The organism is Schaalia cardiffensis (assembly GCF_016405145.1).
Taxonomy (GTDB): Bacteria; Actinomycetota; Actinomycetes; order Actinomycetales; family Actinomycetaceae; genus Pauljensenia; species Pauljensenia cardiffensis.
Genome location: NZ_JAEKIA010000007.1, coordinates 64,412 through 86,983 on the forward strand (window position 1 = coordinate 64,412; position 22,572 = coordinate 86,983).

Consider the following 22,572-nt stretch of genomic DNA (forward strand, 5'->3'; position numbering starts at 1 on the left):
GGACTTACACAACACTATAACATCGTGCGCGGGGGGCGCCCCGACGGTTTCACCGTCGGGGCGCCCGCTTCTTCCCTCGGGATGCTCCCCTGTCGAGGATGCGGATGCGTCTTAGCGCTTCACCGCCACGACCAGTCCATCTCCGACTGGGAGGATCGCGGGAATGAAATCAGGGGAGTCTGCGAAGAAACGGACGACTTCGCGACACACGACCGTTTCTCCGTCACGGCGGGCCGGGTCTGCGACCTGGTCGTGCCATAGTGCGTGAACGAAAGCGATCACCCCGCCGGGGCGCAAGATGCGCACCGCATGGTCCAGATACTCAGGTGTTTCTGCGATATCCGCGTCGAGGACCATCATGTCGTAGCCGCGGGCCGCCATCCGTGGTAGGACGTCCAGGGCGCGACCGGCGATGAGACGGGTGCGCTGCGCCAAAACCCCGGCGGCGGCGAAGACCTTACGAGCCTGCTTATGGAACTCGGCTTCGGAGTCGATCGAGGTGAGGACCCCGTCGGCGGGCATACCGTCAAGAAGCCACAGGCCCGACACTCCCGCGCCTGTTCCCACTTCTAAAACCGTGCGCGCTCCCGCGACCGCGGCGAGCATGCGCAGGGCGGCCCCTGTGCCGGGGGAGACGGGGTCCGCCCCGAGTTCAACGGCAGCGGTCCTCGCTTCAACGACGATTTCACTTTCGGGGACATAGTCCTCGGCGAACATCCAGGCATCTGCCTTATCAGCCATCACTCAGCCTCCGAAAAACGCGACGGGGTCCGGGCCTCAGCCTATCGTCTCCTCGCGATGATACGAGGAGACGACAGGCTCATTTCTGAACGGGGAAGACACCCAGAGGACGTCCGCTCAGGCCCCGTTCGGCGATTGAGAGCTTCTCAGCCAGTTCGCTCAGGGCCTGTGATGCGGGACCGCCATCGAGGGTGACGGGACGGCCCACGTCCCCGCCTTCGCGCAGCGCGATGTCGAGGGGCACCTGGGCGAGCAGGGGCGTTTCGTAGCCGAGCTGAGCACTCAAACGAGCTGAAACGGAAGCACCACCACCGGAGCCGAAGAGTTCAAGTCGAGAACCGTCGGGCTGGGGGAGGTAGGACATGTTCTCGACGACGCCGATGACGCGCTGTTGCGTTTGAGAGGCGATGGACCCGGCCCTCTCCGCGACTTCGGCGGCCGCAACCTGCGGGGTTGTGACGACGAGGATCTGCGAGTTGGGCAGGAGCTGGGCGATCGAAATTGCGACATCTCCGGTCCCGGGGGGCATGTCGATGAGGAGCACGTCGAGATCACCCCAGAACACATCTGCCAGGAACTGTTGGAGGGCGCGGTGAAGCATTGGGCCACGCCAGATGACGGGCTGGCCATCAGGCACGAACATGCCGATCGACATGACTTTCACGCCTTGCGCGCCGAGCGGGGGCAGGATCATCCCATCAATGACCTGCGGTTCGTGGGTGATGCCAAGCATGCGGGGGATTGAGAAGCCGTAGATGTCGGCGTCCATGACGCCGACTTTCAGCCCGGACTTCGCCATCGAGGCCGCGAGGTTCGCGGTCATTGAGGACTTGCCGACCCCGCCTTTGCCGGAGGTCACTGCGATGACGCGCGTGAGCGAATCGGGCTGTGCGAAGGGGATCTCCTTCTCGGGGCGTCCGCCGTTGAGTTTTTCCCTCAGAGCTTTCTTCTGCTCGTCGTTCATGACGCCCATTTCCACGGTGACATCCTCAACGCCCTCGAGCGCGCCGAGGGCGCTCTTCACATCGGCGGCGATCGTGTTGCGCAGCGGACATCCGGCGGTTGTCAGGAGAATCTTCACACTAACGGAGGAACCATCAATGGTGACATCCTCGGGGCTCACCATATTGAGTTCGGTGATCGGACGATGAATCTCAGGGTCGATGACGCTCGCGAGGGCGGTCATGACGCTATCGAGTACAACAGACATGCCTTCATGGTACGTGGCCTGCGCTCATGCTTGTGAGAGTGAAGCAGGTGGTGAACGAAGGTGAAAGGAAAAACGAAGGAACTCGGAGGATGTCCGCTTGCGCGCCCGGCAAGGAGCTTGGGACGCGAAAGGGAACAGAAGCGCTATTCTTCCGCTTTTTCAGCCGATGGGGCGGCCTCGTCGATTGCTTCGGGGTGAAGACCGATCTCGTCGAGCTCAGCTTGGATTTCGTCGCGCAACTCTTCTCGCATCTCCTCGCGGACCTCAGCGCGAATATCCTCTCGCAGATCATCGAGAAGATCACGAATTTCCGAGCGCAGGAAGTCACGGGTCGCGACTTCCTGGATGGACAGGCGAAGGCTCGCGATCTCACGGGTGAGGTATTCGGTGTCCGCGAGATTGCGTTCAGCACGCTGACGATCCTGCTGGGCCTGGACGCGATCGCGATCATCCTGACGGTTTTGCGCGAGAAGGATCAGAGGAGCCGAATAGGAGGCCTGAGTCGAGAAGGCGAGGTTCAAGAGGATGAAGGGGTAAGGATCCCAGGCGTGGGCCCGGGAGAGCTGATAGAGCAGGACGTTCGCCACGATCCACACGACGACGAAGATCGTCATGTAGAGAATGAAACGCGGCGAGCCCATGAAACGGGCGGTCGCCTCGGCGAAACGGCCAAAACCATCGGTTGAGGTCCTGCGGCGGTGAAAGAAACGCCAACCTCGTTCTCGCGGAGTGTCGAGACGATCAGCCATCAATGCTCCTCGCCATGATGCGGTCGGTCACTTCGTCGTCGTAGTCCCTCCAGTCCTCGGGCAAGAGCTCGTCGAGGAGGTCATCGACGGACACGGCACCGAGCAGGTGGGAGTCTTCATCGACGACGGGAAGGACTGTCAGATTGTAGGTCGCGAGCAGACGCGTGACCGTCGCAATGTGGACTTGAGGGGAGACGGCCTCAATATCAGAATCGAGGATCGTCCCGAGGAGGGTCTGCGGGGGTTCGCGCAGTGCACGCTGAATATGGACCATCCCGAGATAGGGGCCGGTCGGGGTTTCCTCCGGCGGACGCGTGATGAAGGCGACAGTTGCAAGGGAGGCGGGCAGATCCTCGCGTCGAACTGAGGCGAGCATCTGCGCGACCGTCGCATCCGGGCCGAAGATCACGGGGTCGGTCGTCATGAGCGAGCCCGCCGTCGATTCCGCGTAGGACAGGAGGCGGCGCACGTCCTTCGCCTCTTCGGGCTCCATGAGGGACAAGAGCGCCTGAGCTTGCGCTTCGGGAAGTTCAGAGACAAGGTCGGCCGCATCATCGGGCTGCATGACGTCGAGGACATCGGCCGCACGATTCGCCTCCAAACCTGACACGATCGCAACCCGGTCATCGTCGCCAAGCTCTTCGAGGACGTCCGCGAGGCGCGCATCTGGCAGCTGCTGAGCGATCGCCATTTGCCGCTCAATGGGCAGGTCGTGGAGGTAGTCCGCTAGGTCGGCGGGGCGCATGTCCTCCGTTTGAGCGATCAGGGAAGTCGCCGCCTGGTTCGTGTCCACCTTCAAAAGACCGGACACCTCCGAAACCCTCACATTGAGGGTCTCGCCTGACCTCGTGAATCCGAGGGCGGTGATGCGCTGACGCTGCACGTGCAGCTTCGAGATGACCCAGTCCTTGGGGCGGCGGCGCTCCATTGCGACGTCGAGGATTCTCACCTCACCTGAACCGTCATTTAATGTGACGACCCGGTCGAAGAGTTCAGCGAGAACGAGGGTTTCGACGGGGCGCTGCGTGAAGGACCGCATGTTGAGTAAGCCGGTCGTAATGACTGAGCCCGCTTCGATTGAGGTGACGCGCGTCAGGGGGAGGAAGACTCTTTTGCGGGGCCCCACTTCCACAACGAAGCCGATGACGTTCCCTGTGCCGCCGACCCGGAATGTGGCGACGACATCGTGAATTTTCCCAACTTGATCGCCGATTGGGTCGAAGACCCCTGTACCAGCGAGTTTACCGATGTAGACGCGCTTGCCCGCGGTCCCCAGTCCCATTGACGATGCACTCACAGGGACAGCCTAGGCCCCGCAGTGCGAGGATGGCACCCTGGGACCTTTGTTGATGGCCCCAGAGTTGAAGGAAGGAAGGTCATGTCCCTTCGCGCCACCGGCGGATCTTTGCAGATGCCCGTCATGCCCTCCGGTACAGAGATCGCGTCCTATCGCACCTACGCGGAGGCTCAGGCCGCGGTCGATTTCCTCTCCGATGAGGAGTTCGACGTCAAGTCGATCACGATCGTCGGCACAGACCTGCACCTCGTGGAGAGAGTGACCGGCCGCCTGACAATGGCGAAGGCGGCTCTTTCGGGAGCGTCTTCGGGCGCATTGTGGGGTGCGTTCATGGGGCTCATGATGTCTTTCGCTTCGACGAATCAGTCGGCCTTCCTCTGGGTCCTTTTCGGCATTGCGGGAGGCGCGCTCGCGGGCACCTTCATGTCGGGGCTCCTGTATGCGATGACGGGCGGGCGCAGGGACTTCACCTCCCAGTCGCAAGTCGTCGCCTCGCGCTATGCGGTTCTCGCCTCGGCGGGGATCGATCAGGCCTTTGAGCTCTTGCAACGCAGCCCCGGCAACCAGATGCGTCCGCGCCCCGCGCGTCGTCGGCCTGAGTCGAAGGGGCCGAGCGAGTACGGTTCGCGTCCCGATGAGAAGCCTCGTTTCGGCGTTCGACTCAGTGACGAGGGCGAGGACGGTGGAGCTGAGGCCCCGAGGGACAACGAACATGCGGCCCCCGCTCAGGAGCCTGCCGAGACTGCGGTGGAGCCTGCCGAGGATTCCCGGAAGCCACTGGACTGAAAGCGGGCGAGGGGAGCGGTGAAGGGGATCCCTCAGGTGCTGTGCAAGGGCTGGATCCTGGTGAGTTCATCGCCCAGTGCATCCAACTCGACCTCGAGGTCGTAATGTGACTGCAGGTTGACCCAGAACTGGGCACTGGTCCCGAAGAAGCGTCCGAGACGAAGAGCCGTATCAGCGGTAATTCTGCGCGTCCCATGAACGATTTCGTTGATGCGAATACTGTGCTGCCCGGCCCGCCGCATGCGGACCGGGCCCATGACACGACACATGCGAAGGCTCAGCGTCCCTGCGCCCTCGCGATCCAGGCTTCGACATCGTTGATCGTGCGGGGGATGTCCTCGGAGATCCGGGTGACGCTCCCGTCCTCGTTCACAACGACATCGTCCTCGATGCGCACGCCGATGCCCCGGTACTCGGCGGGAATCGCCTCATCATCGGCGCGGAAGTACAGGCCCGGCTCGATCGTGAAGGTCATGCCCGGCTCCAAAAGCGCATCTTGATACATCTCGCGGCGCGCCTGCGCGCAATCGTGGACGTCGAGGCCGAGGTGGTGGCTCGTGCCATGCGGCATCCAGCGGCGGTGCTGCTGACCGGCGGGGGAGAGGGACTCTTCGACGCTGACCGGCAGGAGGCCCCACTCGCGAAGACGCGTGGCGATGACGAACATCGCCGCATCGTGGACATCGCGGAAACGAGTTCCCGGCTCGTTCGCCCGGGCGAGCGCCGCCTCGCAGGCATCGAGAACCGCCTGGTAGACGCGGGCCTGGACCTCGGTGAAACGGCCGTTGACCGGCAGGGTGCGGGTGATATCAGCGGTGTAGAGGGAATCGACTTCGACGCCGGCGTCCACGAGGATCAGATCGCCCTCGTTCACGGGCCCGTCATTGTCGATCCAGTGGAGAGTATTCGCGTGGTTGCCCGAGGCTGCGATCGTGTCGTAGCCCAGGCCATTGCCCTCCTCGCGTGCGACTGCACCGAAAGCGCCTTCAACGACGCGTTCTCCGCGGCGATGCCCCACAGCTCGGGGCAGGACTCGCACAATGTCCTCAAAGCCTGCGCGGGTGACCTCGACTGCGCGCGCAAGCTCAGCGAGTTCGAAGGCGTCCTTGCGCAGTCGGATCTCGGAGAGGCGCTCCTCGAAGGCCTCATCGGCGCTTCTGGCCTCCTCGTCGAAGGGAAGTCCGGCCTGCTCGCGGATCTCATTGACCATCGCCTCGATGGAGGCGTCGACTCCGCGCACGATGCGCAGCTTCACTCTTCCCGCGTCTTTGGCGAGGGCGTCTGGCAAAGTGTCGATGTGGGCGCATCGAAGACCCGTCTCCTGGTGAACCTCCTCCAGGGAGGGGCGTGCGCCGACCCAAAACTCTCCGTACTGCGGGTCGGAGTAGAACTCCTGGGCAGAGCGCGAAGTGCGCGGCTTGAAGTAGAGGACCGCCTCGTGTGAACCGTTCTCCTTCGGCTCGAGGACGAGGACGGAATCGGGTTCGCGCTCGCCCCCCAGGCCTGAGAGGTGCGCGAAGGCACTGTATGCGCGGAAACGGTAGGTGCAATCGTTGTTACGGACCTTATAGGTGCCTGCGGGGATGACGAGGCGCTCCCCGGCGAAAGGTTCTCCGGCTTTCGCTGCACGCTGGGGTAGGTAGTCGGCTGCGCCGCAGCGTTCGACCTCCTTCGTGATCCTCGGGCCCCAGCCGGAGCCCATGAACTCGCGGAAGGCATCGGAGTCGGGGCGGCGCGAGCGTGACTCTCCCCGGGAGGCCATGGACTGCTCGGGGGCTTCTTCAGTGTTCGTGCTGGTGTGCGAATCAGTCATGGTCCCCATTGTGGCACCCGAGCGCAATTCTCTAATTACGGGGACTCGCCCCAATGTCCTTATGTCTTTATTATTAGGACAATGAGAGGGGAGGGGGAGAATGACGCTGTATCAACAACCGGACCTCGACCTTCGCGATCACGAGGTCTTAAGAGAAATCCACGCTCTGAGGAGTGAACTATTGACCTTCCTGCGAGTTCCCTCTCGCTGGCAGGGTGCCTTACGACGGACCTCGCGCGCCAAAGCGATTCGCGGGTCGAACAGCATTGAGGGCATCAACGCCACACCTGACGATGCCTTGGCGGTCGTTGACGAACAGAGCCCGATGAATGCGGATGAACGGGTGACAGCAGAGATCACCGCGTATCGCCGCGTTCTCACTTACATCCTGCATATGATCGACGATCCGGACGTGAAGCCCGATCTTCAGACGATCAAGTCTCTCCACTTCCTCCTGCTCGAGCATGATTTTACGAAATCGCCAGGGCGTTTTCGTCAATCAGAGATCTACGTTCGAGACGATGCCTCCGATCAGATCGTTTACACGGGACCTGATCCGCAGGATGTGCCGGGCCTCATGCGGGAGCTCAGTGAGAGCATCGAAGTTCAGGGAGAATCATCAGCGATAGTCGCCGCGGCGATGGCACACCTCAATCTCGTTATGATTCATCCCTTCCGTGATGGGAACGGCCGGATGGCCCGAATCATGCAGACCTTCATCCTGGGGCGCGAGGGGATCCTCGAGCCCGTCTTCTCGAGCATTGAAGAATGGCTCGGGACCAACACCGATGACTACTATGCGATTCTCGCGAAGACCGGTCAGGGGCATTGGAATCCTGAAAACGATGCCCATGACTGGATCCGCTTCAACCTTCGGGCCCACCACATGCAGGCTCAAACATTTCGCAGAAGGATGGAGGAAGTCGAAGAGATCTGGCGCAGGCTTATGGAGATCGGGGCGCCTCTCGGTATTCCGGAACGCTCCTACGATGCCCTGGTCGATGCTGCTTTGGGATATAGAGTCCAGCGGCCGACGTATGCCAAGCAGGCGGCGATCGAGGACCGCACTGCGACAAGAGATCTCAAAGAGCTCGTCGACACCGGATTGCTCGAGCCCTTCGGGCACACGAGAGGGCGCTACTACCTTGCAGGGGAACCGCTTCGTGCCCTGCGCCGTGAGATTCGCAAGAAGCGCTCTCCCCTCGCCGACCCCTATCCCGAACTCATGGGATCGGTTCGTGATGCGCTGCGCGAGACTCTCCTGGGACGTACTGAGACCAACGTTGCCCCATGAGTCGCCCCCGGAGGAGGAGATCTCGAGAGCTGCACGCCCCAATGTCCTTATGTCTCAATCATTCGGACAGCGGGCGCGGAGCAATGAGACCCTGAACGCTCAAGTGGAGGAGGAGGGCATGGGCTCGATACTCTCAGGGCATGCTCAGGATCGACCCCCATACTCATTCGGCGTGCTCCGATGGCACCGACTCGCCCTCGCAACTCATGGTCGAGGCCGCGCGGGCGGGCCTGGACTGCGTGGGCCTGAGTGACCATGACACCTTCGCCGGGTGGGACGAGGCCGAGGCGGCCATCTCCTCCACGGGCGTCGCCCTGATCCGGGGCATGGAGATGTCCTGCGCCGCCAATGGGATCAGCGTGCATCTTCTCGCCCTTCTACCCGATCCGAGTAACGAAGGACTCCTCACATGCATTGAGCGTGCCCGTGAATCCCGTGCGACTCGGGCTTTGAAGATGGTGGAGAATCTCTCAGCCGACTATCCGATCACCTGGGAGCAGGTCCTCGCTTTCGCGCCTGAGGAGGGGCCGATCGGACGCCCTCATATCGCTGATGCCCTCGTCGCGGCCGGGGCCTTCGATGACCGCTCTGCGGCTTTCGTGAAGGTCCTCCACCCCTCAAGTCCCTACTACGTCCGCTACTGGGCGCCAGACCCCATTGAAGCGGTTCAACTTGTGCTCGAGGCCGGGGGAGTGCCCGTCCTCGCCCACCCGAAGGCCCGTGCGCGCCAGCGACTCCTGCCCGAGTCCGTCATTGAGGACATGAAAGAGGTCGGCCTTTTCGGTATTGAACGCGATCACCGCGACCATGCGCCCGAGGACCGCGAGGCCGTGGACCGTATTGCCAAGCGCCTCGATCTGCGGATCTTCGGTTCCTCGGACTACCACGGCACTGGCAAGCCCAACCGAATCGGAGAGAATCTCACCGCCCCTGCGGTCATTGATGAAACTGTGGAGCGCGCCCACCTGGAGGTTTTGCACCCGTGACTGATTTCTTCAACGTTGCCCTCTTTGCGACAACCTTCACGACGCTCATTGTCATCCTCGACCCCTTCGGGACGATTCCCGTTTTCCTCGGGCTGACGAGCCGCATGACCCCGAAGGGGCAAAAGCGCGCGGCCCTGCAGGCAACTGCCGTGTCGATCTCCGTGATCCTCACCTTCGCGGTCCTCGGCCAGCAGATCCTGCACCTCCTGCATATTTCAATGGAAGCGCTCAAGCTTTCCGGCGGGGTTCTGCTTTTCCTCGTCGCCATGGAACTGCTCATGGGTTCGGATAGCGAAGAGCCTGATACCGGTGATGAGCGGGTGAATGTCGCCCTCGTTCCCCTGGGAACGCCCCTGCTCGCCGGCCCCGGTGCGATTGCAGCGGTAATGGTGTCGGTTGCGCAGGCGAATGACTCCATCGCCTCCTGGATCGGCTTGGTGTGCGCTGTCGCGGTCGCACATTTCGTCATGTGGGCGACGATGCACTTCTCGCTGATTCTCTCCCGCCTGCTCGGCCCAGGCGGAATCATGCTGTTGACGAAGATCATGGGCCTGTTGCTCGCCGCGATCGCGACCGAGCTGGTAATGGGTGGGATCTTCGACTTCATCGCCGCCACCTAGGAGAACAAGCGTTGTGATGCGAGCCTGATTCCTGAACTCCGATCAGGAATCAGAAACGTTTCCGTTATTCGCGCTAGAATAGCGTCGGAGAAATATCCGCTCAGTGGATCACGTCCCAAAGCCCAGCAAAACACCTGCATCACCACAGGACATGGCTAGGCTTTCCATCGTGGCCCGTTAGCAAGCGGACAGAACGAAGACATCATCAACCCGGGAGTATTCATGACGCAGAACCTCCGCCAGACCCTCGCCTCCCAGGTCCGAGCGGTCTCAGGCCGTCCGGTCGACAAATCGACGACCATGGAGCTCTGGCAGGGCCTGTCCGCAGCCGTCGTCGACCAGATCGCCGACCGTTGGGCTAAAACAAGCGACACCTACGCGAAGGGACGCCAGGAGCACTACTTCTCCGCAGAGTTCCTCATGGGACGCGCACTGCTCAACAACCTCTCCAACCTCGGCCTCGTCGACGAAGCGCGCCAGGCTCTCGCCGAATACGGCCAGGACCTCTCCCTCGTCCTCGAAGAAGAACCCGATGCCGCCCTCGGAAACGGTGGTCTCGGACGCCTTGCCGCCTGCTTCCTCGACTCGTGCGCCACCCTTGACCTCCCGGTCGCCGGTTACGGCATCCTCTACCGCTACGGCCTGTTCAAGCAGCTCTTCGACAAAGGTTTCCAGACCGAGCACCCTGACCCCTGGATGGAAGAAGGCTATCCCTTCGTCATCCGCCGTGAAGAGGCTCAGCGCATCGTCTCCTACGCCGATCTCACGGTCCGCGCCGTCCCCTACGACATGCCCATCACCGGCTACGGCACGAAGAACATCAACACCTTGCGTCTGTGGCGCGCAGAGCCCGTCGAAGAATTCGACTACGACGCCTTCAACTCGCAGCGCTTCACCGAGGCGATTATTGATCGTGAACGCACGAACGACATCTCGCGCGTCCTCTACCCGAACGACACGACCTTCGAGGGCAAGGTCTTGCGCGTGCGCCAGCAGTACTTCTTCTGCTCCGCATCCTTGCAGGCGATCGTCGACAACTACGTCGAACACCACGGCGAGGACCTGAGCGATTTCGCCGAATACAACGCGATTCAGCTCAACGACACCCACCCCGTCCTCGCAATCCCTGAACTTATGCGCCTCCTCATGGACGAGCACGGCCTGGGCTGGGAGGATGCCTGGAAGATCGTCTCGAACACCTTCGCCTACACGAACCACACGGTCTTGGCTGAGGCTCTCGAGAAGTGGGAGATGACGATCTTCGACCGACTCTTCCCCCGCATCGCCGAGATCGTCCGCGAGATCGACCGCCGTTTCCGCACGGACATGGCCGAGCGCGGCCTCGACCAGGCGACCATCGACTACATGGCCCCCGTCGCCGGCAACACCGTGCGCATGGCGTGGATCGCCTGCTACGCCTCCTACTCGATCAACGGCGTCGCAGCCCTGCACACCGAGATCATTAAGCGCGAGACCCTCAAGGAATGGCACGAACTGTGGCCCGAGCGCTTCAACAACAAGACGAATGGCGTCACCCCTCGCCGTTGGCTCAAGCAGTGCAACCCGCGACTGGCCGCCCTCCTCGACGAGGTCACCGGCTCTGATGCCTGGGTCACCGACCTTTCCCTCCTCGGCTCCTACCTCGATGCCGCCGACGACTCAGTCCTCGACCGGCTCGCCGAGATCAAACACGAGAACAAGGTCGACTTCGCCGCATGGGTTAAGGAGCGTGAAGGCATCGACATCGACCCCGATGCGATCTTTGACGTTCAGATCAAGCGCCTGCACGAGTACAAGCGTCAGCTCCTCAACGCGCTCTACGTCCTCGACCTGTACTTCCGCATGAAGGAAGACCCCTCCCTTGACGTCCCCAAGCGCGTCTTCGTCTTCGGCGCGAAGGCCGCTTCCGGCTATATCCGTGCCAAGGGCGTCATCAAGCTCATCAATGCGATCGCAGAGCTGGTCAATAACGACGAGGAGATCGCGGGCCGCATCAAGGTCGTCTTCATTCATAACTACAATGTGTCGCCCGCCGAGCACATCATTCCTGCGGCCGACGTCTCCGAGCAGATCTCGACGGCCGGTAAGGAAGCCTCGGGCACCTCGAACATGAAGTTCATGATGAACGGCGCCCTGACACTGGGCACCCTCGACGGTGCGAACGTCGAGATCCTTGACGCCGTCGGTGAGGACAATGCCTACATCTTCGGCGCGACCGAGGACGAGCTGCCCGAGCTGCGCAAGAACTACGATCCGCGCTGGCACTACGAGAACATCCCGGGCCTCAAGCGCGTCCTCGACGCACTGGTCGACGGCACCCTCGACGACAACGGTTCGGGCTGGTTCCACGATCTGCGCTGGTCGCTGCTCGAATCGGGCTATGAGCCCGCAGACGTGTACTACGTCCTCGGCGACTTCGCCGCCTACCGCGAGGCTAAGGACCGTATGGCCGCAGACCACGCGGATGTGCGAGCCTGGGCCCGTAAGACCTGGGTGAATATCACGAAGTCCGGTCGTTTCTCTTCTGACCGCACGATCCGCGATTATGCCGAGGGCGTGTGGAAGCTTGAAGCAACGCCGATCGACTGATTGACGTTCTTGGAGGGGAAGGCCGCAAGGTCTTCCCCTCCAAGCTTTCTCCCGTCCTCCCCGGACCTGAGATTCTCCGTTTCGACCGGGGCTTTCCTCTCCTCGACCTCGCGCGAATGACTGCGCCCAGGGCAATTGGGGTGTAACACTTGGTGTATGTCTAAGGAGAAGGCGAAGAAGCCGAAGAAGATGGATCGCGAACTCTATGAGATTGAACTCCTGCGGCTGCAGGCCGAACTCGTAGAAATGCAGGAATGGGTGAAATCCACCGGCGCCAGAGTCGTCGTCATCTTCGAGGGGCGCGATGCTGCGGGCAAAGGAGGTGCGATCAAACGCGTCACCGAATACCTCAACCCCCGGATCGCCCAGGTGGTCGCCCTGCCTGCACCGAGCAAACGCGAAGAGAGCCAGTGGTTCTTCCAGCGCTACATCGCCCACCTGCCAGCGGCTGGTGAGATCAAGCTCTTCGACCGTTCCTGGTACAACCGGGGCGGCGTTGAGCATGTCATGGGCTATTGCACTGCCGATGAGCATCGTCGTTTCCTTCGCCAGTGCCCGATCTTCGAACGCATGCTCGTCGAGGACGGGATCATCCTTTTGAAGTATTGGTTCTCCGTGTCCGACAAGGAACAGTACAAGCGCTTCAAGTCGAGAATGACGGATCCGATGCGTCGATGGAAACTCTCGCCGACCGATTTAGAGTCCATTACTCGCTGGGAGGAGTATTCGCGGGCGAAAGATGAGATGTTCGTCCACACGGATATCGATATCGCTCCGTGGAACGTGGTGGAGTCGGAGGACAAGCGCAAGGCCCGGATCAATATGATCCATCACCTTCTCGATTCGATCCCCTATGAGCATGTTGAGCGTCCCGCATTGGAGTTCCCGAAGCGGCCCAGTTCGAATGGGTATCGGCGCACGGATCGTGCCCTTCTTCGCGAGGTGCCCGACTACGCCTCGACCCTGAAAGCCTCCTCAGAGCAGAAGAAGTACGTCGATCTCGAAGATGAAGAGATCCTGTAGGGCCGCATTTCGTCGATCTGAGAACCCCGCGTGTATTAGCCCATTGACACAGTTGACGCTCCCCGTTATTGTATGAGTGTATTAATACAGTGATACAGGGAGGAGGGGCGGATGCCCGTCGACGACTCGCGCCCCATCTGGATCCAATTGGTCGAGACCTTCAGCCAGAAGATCGCCTCAGGCCAATGGGCCCCCTCGAGCAGGATCCCCAGCGTCCGCGAACTCGCCATCGACGCCGGAGTGAACCCCAATACCGTCCAACGTGCCCTCACTCGCCTTGACGCCGAAGGACTCACCGTCGCTGAACGCGCCCAAGGGCGCTTCGTCACCACTGATACGGAAGCGATCGCCACGGCGCGAGCCAAACTCGCCGCCCAGGCCACTGACTCTCATATCAGCGCCGTCCGTCAACTCGGACTCGAACGCGAGGAAGCCATCAGCCTCTTGACCGCACGATGGACTGCCATCTCTGCTGAAGGAGGAGACGAACAATGACACCATCAGCGCCCATCATCCACATCGAACACCTCGGGAAGGAGTACAGGGGACGCCCCGCCCTCGTCGACCTCAATTTCGACGTGTATCCGGGCCGAATCGTCGGCCTCGTCGGACCCAATGGCTGCGGCAAAACGACTCTGCTGAAAATCCTCGCAGGCGTCCTCGCCGATTGGAGCGGCACCGTCACCATCGACGGGAAGGCCCCCGGAGTCGACACCAAACGGCACGTCGCATTCCTGCCCTCCACAGACTTCCTCGACTCGCGACTCACCCCCCTCGCAGCCGTCAAACTCTACGCCAGGTTCTTCGAGGACTTCGACGCCGATAAGGCGCTGTCCTCCATCCGCTTCTTCGACCTCCCCCTCGATCGCAGACTCAAAGAAATGTCGAAGGGCATGGGGGAGAAGCTGCAGATCTGCCTCACCATGGCCAGAAAGGCGCGCCTCTATCTGCTCGACGAACCGATCTCAGGAGTCGACCCCGCTGCCCGCGACATCATCCTCGAGGGGATCTTGCGAGACTTCGACGAGGACGCGCTCATGTTCATTTCCACCCACCTGATCTCCGACGTCGAATCCATTCTCGACGAGGTCGTCATGCTCAAAGACGGGCGGGTGCACCGCGCCGCCCCAGTCGACGATCTACGCGAGGAATGTGGCATGTCCCTTGATGCTCTGTTCAGGAAGGAGTACCGCTGATGTTCACTACACTCTTGAGCCAGGAAACGCGCACGCTCGCACCGAAGCTCGCCCTCATCGCAGGAATCGGAGTGCTCATCATTGCAGTGAGCCTGGGGCTGGCCGCCCTGAAGATCCCCCTTGTTTCAGGATTCCTCCTCATGGCGAGCTGCCTGATGATCGCCATGGTCCCCCTCCTCGTTCTCCTTCAAGTAGCGACCTCCTATTGGAAGAGCATGCACTGCGACGCCGGGTACTTCACCCACACCCTGCCGGTCACGGGCGGACAACTCTTCTGGGCGAAGAGCATCTTCGCCTACATCGTGGGTCTTGTCGGCGTCTTCTGGGCCATCGCGGCAAGCTGTGCAGTGTTCGTGCAGATCGCCTGGATGAACGGTGTTTCCTTCAACGAGTTCCTGTCCTCAACTCTCGACTCCTGGAACGCCTTGCCGCTGGCGATCAAGACCCTCCTCACTGTCGCCATCCTCGTGCAACTCGCAAACCTCGTTTTCCCCGTTGCCGCCGTGATGAGCATTGGCGCGCAGAGCCGGTGGAACCACCTGGGATTCGGAGCACCCGTCATCGGCTTCATCCTGCTCTACCTCGCCAACCAGTTCACCGCAGTGTTCGGAATGCTCCTGCTGCCCGGCGGCATCGACACGACGACGGGCGAGTTCTCGTGGAAGTTCATGCTTCCCGAGCTGATCGAAGCACTCAAAGACGGAGCGAACCCGACATTCATCGGCATGGGGAGTATCGTGACAACTTCACTCCTGTCCATCGCAGTGGTGTGCTGGGGGATCCACTCGCTCAACCGCCATCTGTCCTTGCGCTGAGATTCGACTGTTCAAAGACGGGCCCGGGAGACTCACAGATCCCGGGCCCGCCCCCGAGCAGAGCTGAACTCTGGGCGTTTCGGGCATCAAGGAAATCCTGGCCGATTGTCGAGGATTCCCACAGGCTCCTATGGTGGAGTGAACACGACATCGCCGAGAGTCCTTCGAAAGGAACCCTGTGGAAACAGTGGAAGCCTCTTTTGTCCCGGCCAGCCCAGACCTGATCTGGATGGTGCTCATCCAACAGGTGATGGTGCTCATCGCCTGGATCATCGGTTTGGCCGTGCGCCGAGGGCTGAAGAACCGCATGACGATGTCCACGGCCTCGGCGACCTTGACGGGATTGGCAGGGCTGTGGGGAGGCCTGCTCCTCGCAGGATGGATTTTCGATTCAGGCGACCTGTGGAAGCCCGGGATGATCGGTTTCGCTGCCATGGTCGCCGCGCTCGTCGTCGTGATCGTCGCCGTGGTTCTCGCCCGCCTCAACCCCCTCCCGGGCTTGCCCCCCATCAGTGACATCGCCGCCATGGGAGAGTCGGAGACCCGCGAGTTCAAGTCCTCGGCGCGCTGGAACCTGCACACGGGCAAGCGCGACGAGGAAATGGAGACCATCATCGCGAAAACCGTGTCCGCTTTCCTCAACTCCGGGGGCGGCACACTACTGATCGGTGTTGACGACGAGGGCGAGCTGATCGGCCTTGAGAATGATTACTCGACTTTGAAAAGCCCTGACGCGGACCGTTTTGAATTGTGGATGCGCGGCATGTGGGGCCAACGTTTGGGGACGAACGCCGCCGCTTTGCCGATCCTGGATTTTGCTCGTGCCCCCCTAGGAGGCGAGGTGTGTCGCGTGACGATTCCCCCTTCGCCCCGTCCCGTGTATCTGCTGGGAAGTAAAGGAAAAGGGGCACCTGAACTGTGGGTGCGCGTCGGCAACTCGACGAGGCGTCTGGATGTTTCGGACGCAGTTCTCTATGTGTCGCAAAGGTGGCCCGAGGCCGTGCGCGTGTCCTTATGGACGCGTTTGCGAATGTACTTTCTCCTGCGCAAGAGGGAGCGTCCGGCGCACCTGCCCCGAGCGGTGGAAAAAGCCCTGCGCGGCTGACACCAGCGCAAAGAACGCGATGCCCGGCGAGCACATGTCCCGTTGAGGGGCGCGAGAATCAGGTCCTTGCGCGCCCCGTCAAACACACGGAATCAATGCGCTCGGCTCACTCCGAGGCTTGCGGCTTGCGACGACGGATCCGTTTGCGCGGCGCCTTGGGGGCGGCTTCGACTCCGGCTTGAGAGTGGTTGCCCCGGCCTCGTCCTCGAGTGCCCCGGTCCGAACGGCCATGCTGACCCGCGCGGGCCTCGCGGTCCCCGTCCTTCGCCTTACGGTTGCGCTCACCGCAGTGGCGACGATGCGAGCCCTTGCCCGCCAGGACACCCCGGCCGCCCGGCCTGCGCCCCTGCGAACGCGAAGAGGGCCCGCCCAGATCCTCCAGCTTTTCGGCGTTGAGTCCGGCGGCGGTGCGCTTGGCCCGGGGAAGACGCCCCGTCGTCCCCCCGGGGATATTGAGGTCGGTGAAAAGATGAGCCGAAGTGTGGTAGGTCTCCAAAGGCTCGGGCACTCCCAGACCCAGGGTTTTGGAGATGAGAGACCAGCGCGGCGTATCATCCCAATCCACGAAGGTCACGGCGGTACCGGAGTTGCCGGCGCGGCCTGTGCGTCCAATGCGGTGGATGTAGATCTTCTCGTCTTCGGGGCACTGATAGTTGATGACGTGAGTGACATCGTCGACGTCAATGCCGCGCGCGGCGACATCCGTTGCGACGAGGACATCGACTTTGCCCTTGCGGAAGGCCCGCAGAGCCTGCTCGCGCGCGCCCTGGCCCAGATCGCCGTGAAGGGAGCCCACCGCGAAGCCGCGCGCGGACAAGTCCTCACCGAGGTGCGCGGCCGTGCGTTTCGTCCGGCAGAAGATGACCGAGCGGCCTCGGCCCTCGGACTGGAGGATGCGGGCGACGACCTCGATCTTGTTCATCGCGTGAACCCGGTAGATGACCTGTTTGACGGAGTTGACCGTCTGGTTCTGATCCTCAGGGTCCTGGGCGCGGATATGCGTCGGATGCTCCATGAATTTGCGGGCGAGGGCGACCACCGGGCCGGGCATCGTCGCGGAAAAGAGCATCGTATGCCGGTAGGAGGGGACCCTCGAAAGTAGGGTTTCAACATCGGGCAAGAAACCGAGGTCAAGCATCTCATCGGCCTCGTCGAGGACGACTGTTTCAACGCCGTTGAGGTGCAGGACCCCTTTGCGCAGAAGGTCGATCAGACGGCCCGGGGTGCCCACGACGATGTCCGCGCCGCGCTCAAGAGCCTCGATCTGCGGTTCAAAGGCGACCCCTCCGTAGATGTCGACGATACGGGTCGACAGGTATTTCGCGGCGCCGCGCAGATCAGTAGCAACCTGCTTCGTGAGTTCACGGGTCGGCAAGATGATGAGCGCCTGCGGGTGACCGGGGTTGAGGAGCTCCTCGTAGCCATCCTCATCGGGGGCGATGACATCTTCGAGGACGGGAATGGCGAAGCCGAGGGTCTTACCCGTGCCGGTCTTCGCTTGTCCGATGATGTCGTGGCGTTCGAGGGCCGGGGGCAGAGTGAGCGCCTGGATGGGGAAGGGGTGGACGATCCCCTGATCCTCGAGGGCATCGACGACCGGGTCGCTGACGCCAAAGTCAGCGAAAGTCTTGTTCTCTAGGTCTTCGTCTCCCGTGTTGACGAGGTCGGGGGTCGCCTCCTCCTCGAGGGTGAGGGGGACGATGTTTCCGAGGCGGACGACTCCGGCGGAGTATTCGATCCGAGTGTTTGCTGTCTGTGTGGATTCGGGCGCGTCTGCACCCTCATGCGTCGTGGAGGTCACGATCTGCCTTGTCTCCCGGGTCCTCCCGGGGTGGGGGTGGCAGCCGATCGCGCATATCGGGGCGTTCACGCACGCAGGATTCACAACTCGGGCGACCGGGCAGCCGTGGTCATTCCTGATTGTAGGGGCAGGAAGCGGGGCCGGGGCTCAGGCTATGGTCAATCACTCACCCGCCAGTGCTCACAAAGGGGGCGTCCTCGAGGATTCCCGGGCTCATCCGCGGCGTGCCGAGGAGTCCGCCGTTGGGAATGGGGCGCTGAAAAACGGCGGAAAATCTGCGAGCTGCGGCTACTCTTGGGGCATGGCACATGAGTACGCACCGGTTGATGACACCGATATTGAAGTCGTCGGGCTCCTCGCTTTCTCTGCGCTCGCTGCGATGACGAGGCTCGCGAAGGATGGTGACCAGGCGCCCGACATCAAGGCGCATATCGAGCATGCTCGCATGTCGGCGCGCGCTTTCGAGTTGTTCGAACAGCTTGAGACCTGGGCGGGGCACCGTGGTTGTGATCTGCATGAGGCCGCAGGACAGTACTCCGGTCTCTACGATGATCTCGATGCGAGGACGAGGCCGAGCACCTGGTCGGAGCGTTCTGTGAAGACCTACGTCACCCTCGGCATCATTGGGGATCTCCTACGTGAGGTGAATGAGCGTCACGGCTTGTTCAATACGAACCCGGATGTGTGGGATCTGAACCAGGGGGATTGGGAGCGCGATCATCTGGCGCCCCAGATCGGTGAGGATCCTCAGCTCGCGGCACGCCTGTCGCTGTGGGCGCGCCGAGTTGCCGGTGAGGTTCTCGGCCTCGTGCGCGCCACCTTGTTCACCCACCCGGCTCTGGCGAAGGAACCGGATGCGGCTGATGAGATTGCCGCGCTGGTGACGAAGCGCCACAATGAGCGGATGGCGCAGATCAACCTCAAGGCCTGAAAAGCGCAAGGCCCACAGGATTCCTTCCGAGAGGGGCCGCAGGATTCCGACTTCGTGCAAAGGCCCGGTGCGTCCTTTTCAGTGACGCACCGGGCTGCGGCCTTGCTGAGAACCTGCTCAGCCGCGCTGTGCTCGCTCAGCCGATCGCGAATCCGACGCGGCGCTCGGCCTGCTCACTCATCTGCACATAGCCGATGGCGTTCGCGGGAATAAGGTAGCGTTCCTTCTTCGAATCGACGAGGTCGAGGACGCTGCCATCCCGGATGGCGGCTTCGACGCGGCTGGAGAGCTCGTCGAAGTCCAAGTCGACGTCAATGGCCAGTTCGCGGGCCGAACCGCGCACCCCGATGATGATGTTCATATGTGCCTCCATGAGGATCGATACTGCTCTCATGCTAAGGGTCCGCAGATGACTATGCCCTCTGGGATGATTCCGTCATGAGCGAAATCCACATTGAGCTGCGCCCCAGGCCCGAGGGGTGGGCAGACTTGCCCGCCCTCGACGATGCTCAAACAGCAGTCGTCGAGGCCAGCCAAGACCGCTCCCTCGTGGTGCGCGGCGCCCCTGGGAGCGGTCGGACCACCTGCGCCCTCGCAGCTCTTGAGGCCGGGGTGAAGCAGGGGCAATCGGTGCTCCTGCTCGTGCCGGACCGGGTGCGAGCGGATCGTCTGAGCGCTCAGGCCCAAGCGCTCGCCCCTCATGAGGTCCGCCCAGTGCGGACCCCCGCGTCTTTCGCCCACCGGATCGTGACGACGTGGAGGCTGTCTCGTGCGGATCCTCTCGCCGGAGTGGAACTGGTGACGGGCGCACTCTTCGACGAGATCCTCGCCCGCCTCATTGAACAGGTCGACGCCCCCTGGCCCCAATCCATGCCCGCCCAGATGCGCGCAATGGAGGCTTTCCGCGCTGAACTGCGTGATCTTTTCGCCCGCGCCGGTGAAGCCGGACTCGACGCCAACAGCCTGGAAGAGGCAGGAAAAGAATTCGCTTTCCCCCAGTGGGTTGCGGCCGCAGCCCTGCTCCGGGCCTACCTGGATGCGCCGGAGTTCACGGTTGAGCACCGCGATGTGCTGCGTGTTGATCTGGCCCGCATCCAGACCCTCGCCGCTGAACTCATTGAGAATTGGGATACTCGCGGGCCCGGGGTCGGGATCGAATGCGGGCCTCTTGTGCCCGATCTTGTGATCGTGGATGATCTGCAAGACTGCACGCCTTCGACGATCCACCTCCTGCAAGCCCTTGAAGGGGCGGGGGCCAGAATCCTCGCCTTCGCAGATCCTGATGTTGCGGTCGCGAGTTACCGCGGCGGCGAGCCCCACTTGGATCTGAGACTGGCGAAGACAATTGACGCCGAGGTCATGGAACTCGCAGGGGTGAAGGCCCAGCCGCCGCGAATACGCAGGGCTCTTGTGGATGTGGTCTCCGGGATCACCCAGTCCGGCCCCCACGGGCGCCGCCGGGTGGGGGTGGAAAAGCCACGAAGCGAGGGTGAGGGTGAAGCCCGATATGACGAAGGCTCAATCATCGCCCACCTCGGCGGTTCGAACGCCCAGCTCGGAGCCCATATCGCCCATGCTCTGAGGCGCCATCACCTGCACGAGGGCGTCGCCTGGGACAAGCAGGCCGTGATCGTCAGATCCGCTTCGGCTGTCCACGAGTTCACCCGTCATCTGCGCCGCGGCGGGGTTCCGGTCAACGGGGCATCCAGGGCCTTCGATTTCGCCTCCCAGGCCAGTACCCGGGTCCTTCTCGAACTCATCGCCACGCCCGATGATGCTCGTGACCCGATTCGCGCGAACACCCTCATCGCCTCCCCCCTCGTGTCCTGTGACGCTTTGGAAGTCCACCGTCTGCTCGCCCGCCTCGCCCTCGTGAATAACAAGAACGAGGAAGGCGGTGAGGACTCGGCGAAAGCCGGCCGGGCCCTTTCAGTTCGTGACCTTCTCGAAGGCGCAGAACTGCGTCCCACACGCGAGCCCGCTGCTCGGGCAGAGACGAGCCCCCTCGAAGAGGGCCTGGCCGCTGCTGCGAAGATCTGGGCTGCGCGCGCCGGTGCCTGGCGTCAACGCCCCCAGGAGGCGCTGTGGCGCATCTGGCAGGCCGCAGGAGTTGCGGACTCGTGGAAAGACGCGGCACTCGCCAGAGGTGAAGACTCGAACTGGTACGACGACCAGCTCGACGCCGTCGTCGCCCTCATGCGCGTCGCCGACGTGTGGGAGCAGCGTAATCCGGGAAAGACGGCCGCCAACTTTGCGAAAGACCTCCTGGATAAGGGGGTGCCCGTTGATACGATCGCCCGAGTCTCCACACGCCCCGCCGGAGTCTCAGTCCTGACACCCGCACAGGCAATGGGAGCCCATTTCGAGGTCGTCTCGATCATTGGCCTGCAGGAGGGGGCGTGGCCGAATACGCGTTTACGCACCCGCGCCTTGCGCGCCGATCTTCTCGCCGACCTCGGCGCAGGCCGTTTCGGGCAGGATGCCTCGGGCGCTCGAGTCCTCCTCGACGATCCTCGTCAAGCTAGGAGGGCCGTCCTTGACGACGAGCGCAGGCTCTTGGCTGCGGCGCTGTCGCGATGCACCCGGGTCGTGCATATTGGCGCGGTCAGTGCCGAAAACGACGCACCCTCGCTCTTCTTCCACTTGCTCGCCCAACACGCCGATACGGCCGATCAGGGCGATCCGCAGCTCACCCCGGCCCCTGCGCCCCTCAACCTGGCCGGACAGGTCGCGGACCTGCGAAGAGCCGCCGCCCGCGAAGACGAGGCCGAGGACCAGGAGACGGCGATCATTCTGCTCGCGCTACTCAGCAAAGAGGGAATCCGCTCAGCAGACCCGGATACCTGGACCGGTGAGGGACCCTTGAGTTCGGATGAGCCGATCAACTCCGGACTCGTGCACCTCTCGCCCTCGAGGATTGAAGCGGCCCTGAATTGTCCGCTGCGCTGGTTCCTCTCCTCGATCGGTGCGGAGGGGGGCGGTGGAGCCGCCCAATCCTTGGGCACGCTCCTGCACGCCCTCGCCGAGGAACTCCCTCACGGCCGCGAAGAGGAGCTCCTCACTCGCCTCGAGTCGAAGCTCGCAGAACTCGACATTGACACCTCCACCTGGGAAGGACTCGACTTTAGTGAAAGGGCCCGCAAGAAGGCCCAGGCCTTCGCGGCCTACTGCGCCCAACATGAGGAGGAGGTTGAGGTCGAGAAGAATATCCGCGTCCAGATCGGACAGGTCATGATCACCGGGCGCCTCGACCGCATCGAAAAGCAGAAAGAAGGCGTCGTTATCACGGACCTCAAGACCGGTGCCGCAGTGGGGAAAGCCCAAGTGAAAGCCCATCCGCAGCTCGCCGTCTACCAGCTTGCCCTTCGCACCCTCGGCTACGAGGTCGCCGACGCGAAGCTCGTTTTCCTCCTTGATGATGGGAAGGCTAAGACCCTGTCCCAAGGCCCATTAGATGAGGAGCAGCGTGCCCAATGGCTCAGCAGAATCGAAGAAGTCGGGACACTCGCACGCGCGTCAACACTCACTGCGAGCCCGAAGGAGCAGCGCTGTACAAGGTGCCCCTTCACGCGCTCGTGCCCTGCGCACACCCATGGTCGAAGGACGGTGGACTGAT

20 protein-coding genes are annotated in these 22,572 nt (G+C 62.4%); 12 read left to right on the forward strand and 8 right to left on the reverse strand.

Annotated features, from left to right (window positions below; translation table 11 throughout):
* Positions 1-111: 111 nt before the first annotated feature.
* The 4 genes from JFX23_RS05495 to JFX23_RS05510 all read right to left on the reverse strand — a co-directional run bounded on the left by JFX23_RS05495 (position 112) and on the right by JFX23_RS05510 (position 3,982).
* Complete coding sequence (locus JFX23_RS05495; protein ID WP_198776071.1) at positions 112-741, reverse strand: O-methyltransferase; 630 nt, start codon at positions 739-741, stop codon at positions 112-114.
* Between the two features lie 79 nt (positions 742-820).
* Positions 821-1,951 (reverse strand): Mrp/NBP35 family ATP-binding protein, encoded by a 1,131-nt coding sequence (locus JFX23_RS05500; RefSeq protein ID WP_198776072.1) that lies wholly within the window; start codon positions 1,949-1,951, stop codon positions 821-823.
* Between the two features lie 143 nt (positions 1,952-2,094).
* Positions 2,095-2,700, reverse strand: a complete 606-nt coding sequence (locus JFX23_RS05505) for a DUF1003 domain-containing protein (protein WP_198776073.1) — start codon at positions 2,698-2,700, stop codon at positions 2,095-2,097.
* Positions 2,693-3,982, reverse strand: a complete 1,290-nt coding sequence (locus JFX23_RS05510; protein WP_005964914.1) for a magnesium transporter MgtE N-terminal domain-containing protein — start codon at positions 3,980-3,982, stop codon at positions 2,693-2,695. Before JFX23_RS05510 ends, JFX23_RS05505 begins: the two co-directional genes overlap by 8 nt.
* A gap of 96 nt (positions 3,983-4,078) precedes the next feature.
* Here JFX23_RS05510 and JFX23_RS05515 point away from each other — a divergent pair, with 96 nt between their 5' ends.
* Complete coding sequence (locus JFX23_RS05515) at positions 4,079-4,783, forward strand: YflT domain-containing protein (RefSeq protein ID WP_005964911.1); 705 nt, start codon at positions 4,079-4,081, stop codon at positions 4,781-4,783.
* Positions 4,784-4,815: 32 nt separating this feature from the next.
* Here the strand turns inward: JFX23_RS05515 and JFX23_RS05520 are convergent, their stop codons facing one another.
* Both JFX23_RS05520 and JFX23_RS05525 read right to left on the reverse strand, forming a co-directional pair.
* On the reverse strand, positions 4,816-5,052 hold the full coding sequence (locus JFX23_RS05520; RefSeq protein WP_198776074.1) for a HigA family addiction module antitoxin: 237 nt from the start codon (positions 5,050-5,052) through the stop codon (positions 4,816-4,818).
* A gap of 8 nt (positions 5,053-5,060) precedes the next feature.
* Positions 5,061-6,605, reverse strand: coding sequence for an aminopeptidase P family protein (locus tag JFX23_RS05525; RefSeq protein ID WP_198776075.1), 1,545 nt, complete (start codon positions 6,603-6,605; stop codon positions 5,061-5,063).
* Between the two features lie 91 nt (positions 6,606-6,696).
* Between JFX23_RS05525 and JFX23_RS05530 the strand changes: the two genes are divergently transcribed.
* The 9 genes from JFX23_RS05530 (at position 6,697) to JFX23_RS05570 (ending at position 16,224) form a co-directional block, all read left to right on the forward strand.
* Positions 6,697-7,890 carry a Fic family protein gene (locus JFX23_RS05530; RefSeq protein ID WP_198776076.1) on the forward strand — a complete coding sequence of 398 codons (1,194 nt, stop codon included), beginning with the start codon at positions 6,697-6,699 and terminating at the stop codon, positions 7,888-7,890.
* Positions 7,891-8,030: 140 nt separating this feature from the next.
* Positions 8,031-8,876: a PHP domain-containing protein gene (locus tag JFX23_RS05535; RefSeq protein WP_198776077.1), complete on the forward strand. Its 846-nt coding sequence runs from the start codon at positions 8,031-8,033 to the stop codon at positions 8,874-8,876.
* On the forward strand, positions 8,873-9,496 hold the full coding sequence (locus tag JFX23_RS05540) for a MarC family protein (RefSeq protein ID WP_198776078.1): 624 nt from the start codon (positions 8,873-8,875) through the stop codon (positions 9,494-9,496). The genes JFX23_RS05535 and JFX23_RS05540 overlap by 4 nt, the downstream gene beginning before the upstream one ends.
* A 222-nt stretch (positions 9,497-9,718) precedes the next feature.
* Entirely contained in the window at positions 9,719-12,085 is a 2,367-nt protein-coding gene (locus JFX23_RS05545; protein ID WP_198776079.1) for a glycogen/starch/alpha-glucan phosphorylase, read from the forward strand.
* A 189-nt stretch (positions 12,086-12,274) separates the two neighbouring features.
* Entirely contained in the window at positions 12,275-13,108 is an 834-nt protein-coding gene (gene ppk2 / locus JFX23_RS05550) for a polyphosphate kinase 2 (protein WP_040314213.1), read from the forward strand.
* Between the two features lie 111 nt (positions 13,109-13,219).
* Positions 13,220-13,603: a GntR family transcriptional regulator gene (locus JFX23_RS05555; RefSeq protein WP_005964885.1), complete on the forward strand. Its 384-nt coding sequence runs from the start codon at positions 13,220-13,222 to the stop codon at positions 13,601-13,603.
* Positions 13,600-14,304, forward strand: coding sequence for an ABC transporter ATP-binding protein (locus JFX23_RS05560; protein WP_005964882.1), 705 nt, complete (start codon positions 13,600-13,602; stop codon positions 14,302-14,304). Before JFX23_RS05555 ends, JFX23_RS05560 begins: the two co-directional genes overlap by 4 nt.
* Positions 14,304-15,119, forward strand: coding sequence for a beta-carotene 15,15'-monooxygenase (locus JFX23_RS05565; RefSeq protein WP_198776080.1), 816 nt, complete (start codon positions 14,304-14,306; stop codon positions 15,117-15,119). The genes JFX23_RS05560 and JFX23_RS05565 overlap by 1 nt, the downstream gene beginning before the upstream one ends.
* 229 nt (positions 15,120-15,348) lie before the next feature.
* Positions 15,349-16,224: an AlbA family DNA-binding domain-containing protein gene (locus JFX23_RS05570; RefSeq protein ID WP_198776128.1), complete on the forward strand. Its 876-nt coding sequence runs from the start codon at positions 15,349-15,351 to the stop codon at positions 16,222-16,224.
* A gap of 106 nt (positions 16,225-16,330) precedes the next feature.
* On the opposite strand, the gene JFX23_RS05575 is transcribed toward JFX23_RS05570, so the two are convergent.
* Complete coding sequence (locus tag JFX23_RS05575) at positions 16,331-18,025, reverse strand: DEAD/DEAH box helicase (RefSeq protein ID WP_332874687.1); 1,695 nt, start codon at positions 18,023-18,025, stop codon at positions 16,331-16,333.
* 301 nt (positions 18,026-18,326) lie between these two features.
* On the opposite strand from JFX23_RS05575, the gene JFX23_RS05580 reads away from it, so the two are divergent.
* Positions 18,327-18,956 (forward strand): ferritin-like fold-containing protein, encoded by a 630-nt coding sequence (locus tag JFX23_RS05580; RefSeq protein WP_040314425.1) that lies wholly within the window; start codon positions 18,327-18,329, stop codon positions 18,954-18,956.
* Between the two features lie 136 nt (positions 18,957-19,092).
* Here JFX23_RS05580 and JFX23_RS05585 read toward each other — a convergent pair whose 3' ends face one another.
* Entirely contained in the window at positions 19,093-19,317 is a 225-nt protein-coding gene (locus JFX23_RS05585; RefSeq protein ID WP_040314209.1) for a DUF3107 domain-containing protein, read from the reverse strand.
* 77 nt (positions 19,318-19,394) lie between these two features.
* Here JFX23_RS05585 and JFX23_RS05590 point away from each other — a divergent pair, with 77 nt between their 5' ends.
* Complete coding sequence (locus tag JFX23_RS05590) at positions 19,395-22,571, forward strand: UrvD/REP family ATP-dependent DNA helicase (RefSeq protein ID WP_198776082.1); 3,177 nt, start codon at positions 19,395-19,397, stop codon at positions 22,569-22,571.
* Position 22,572 lies beyond the last annotated feature (1 nt).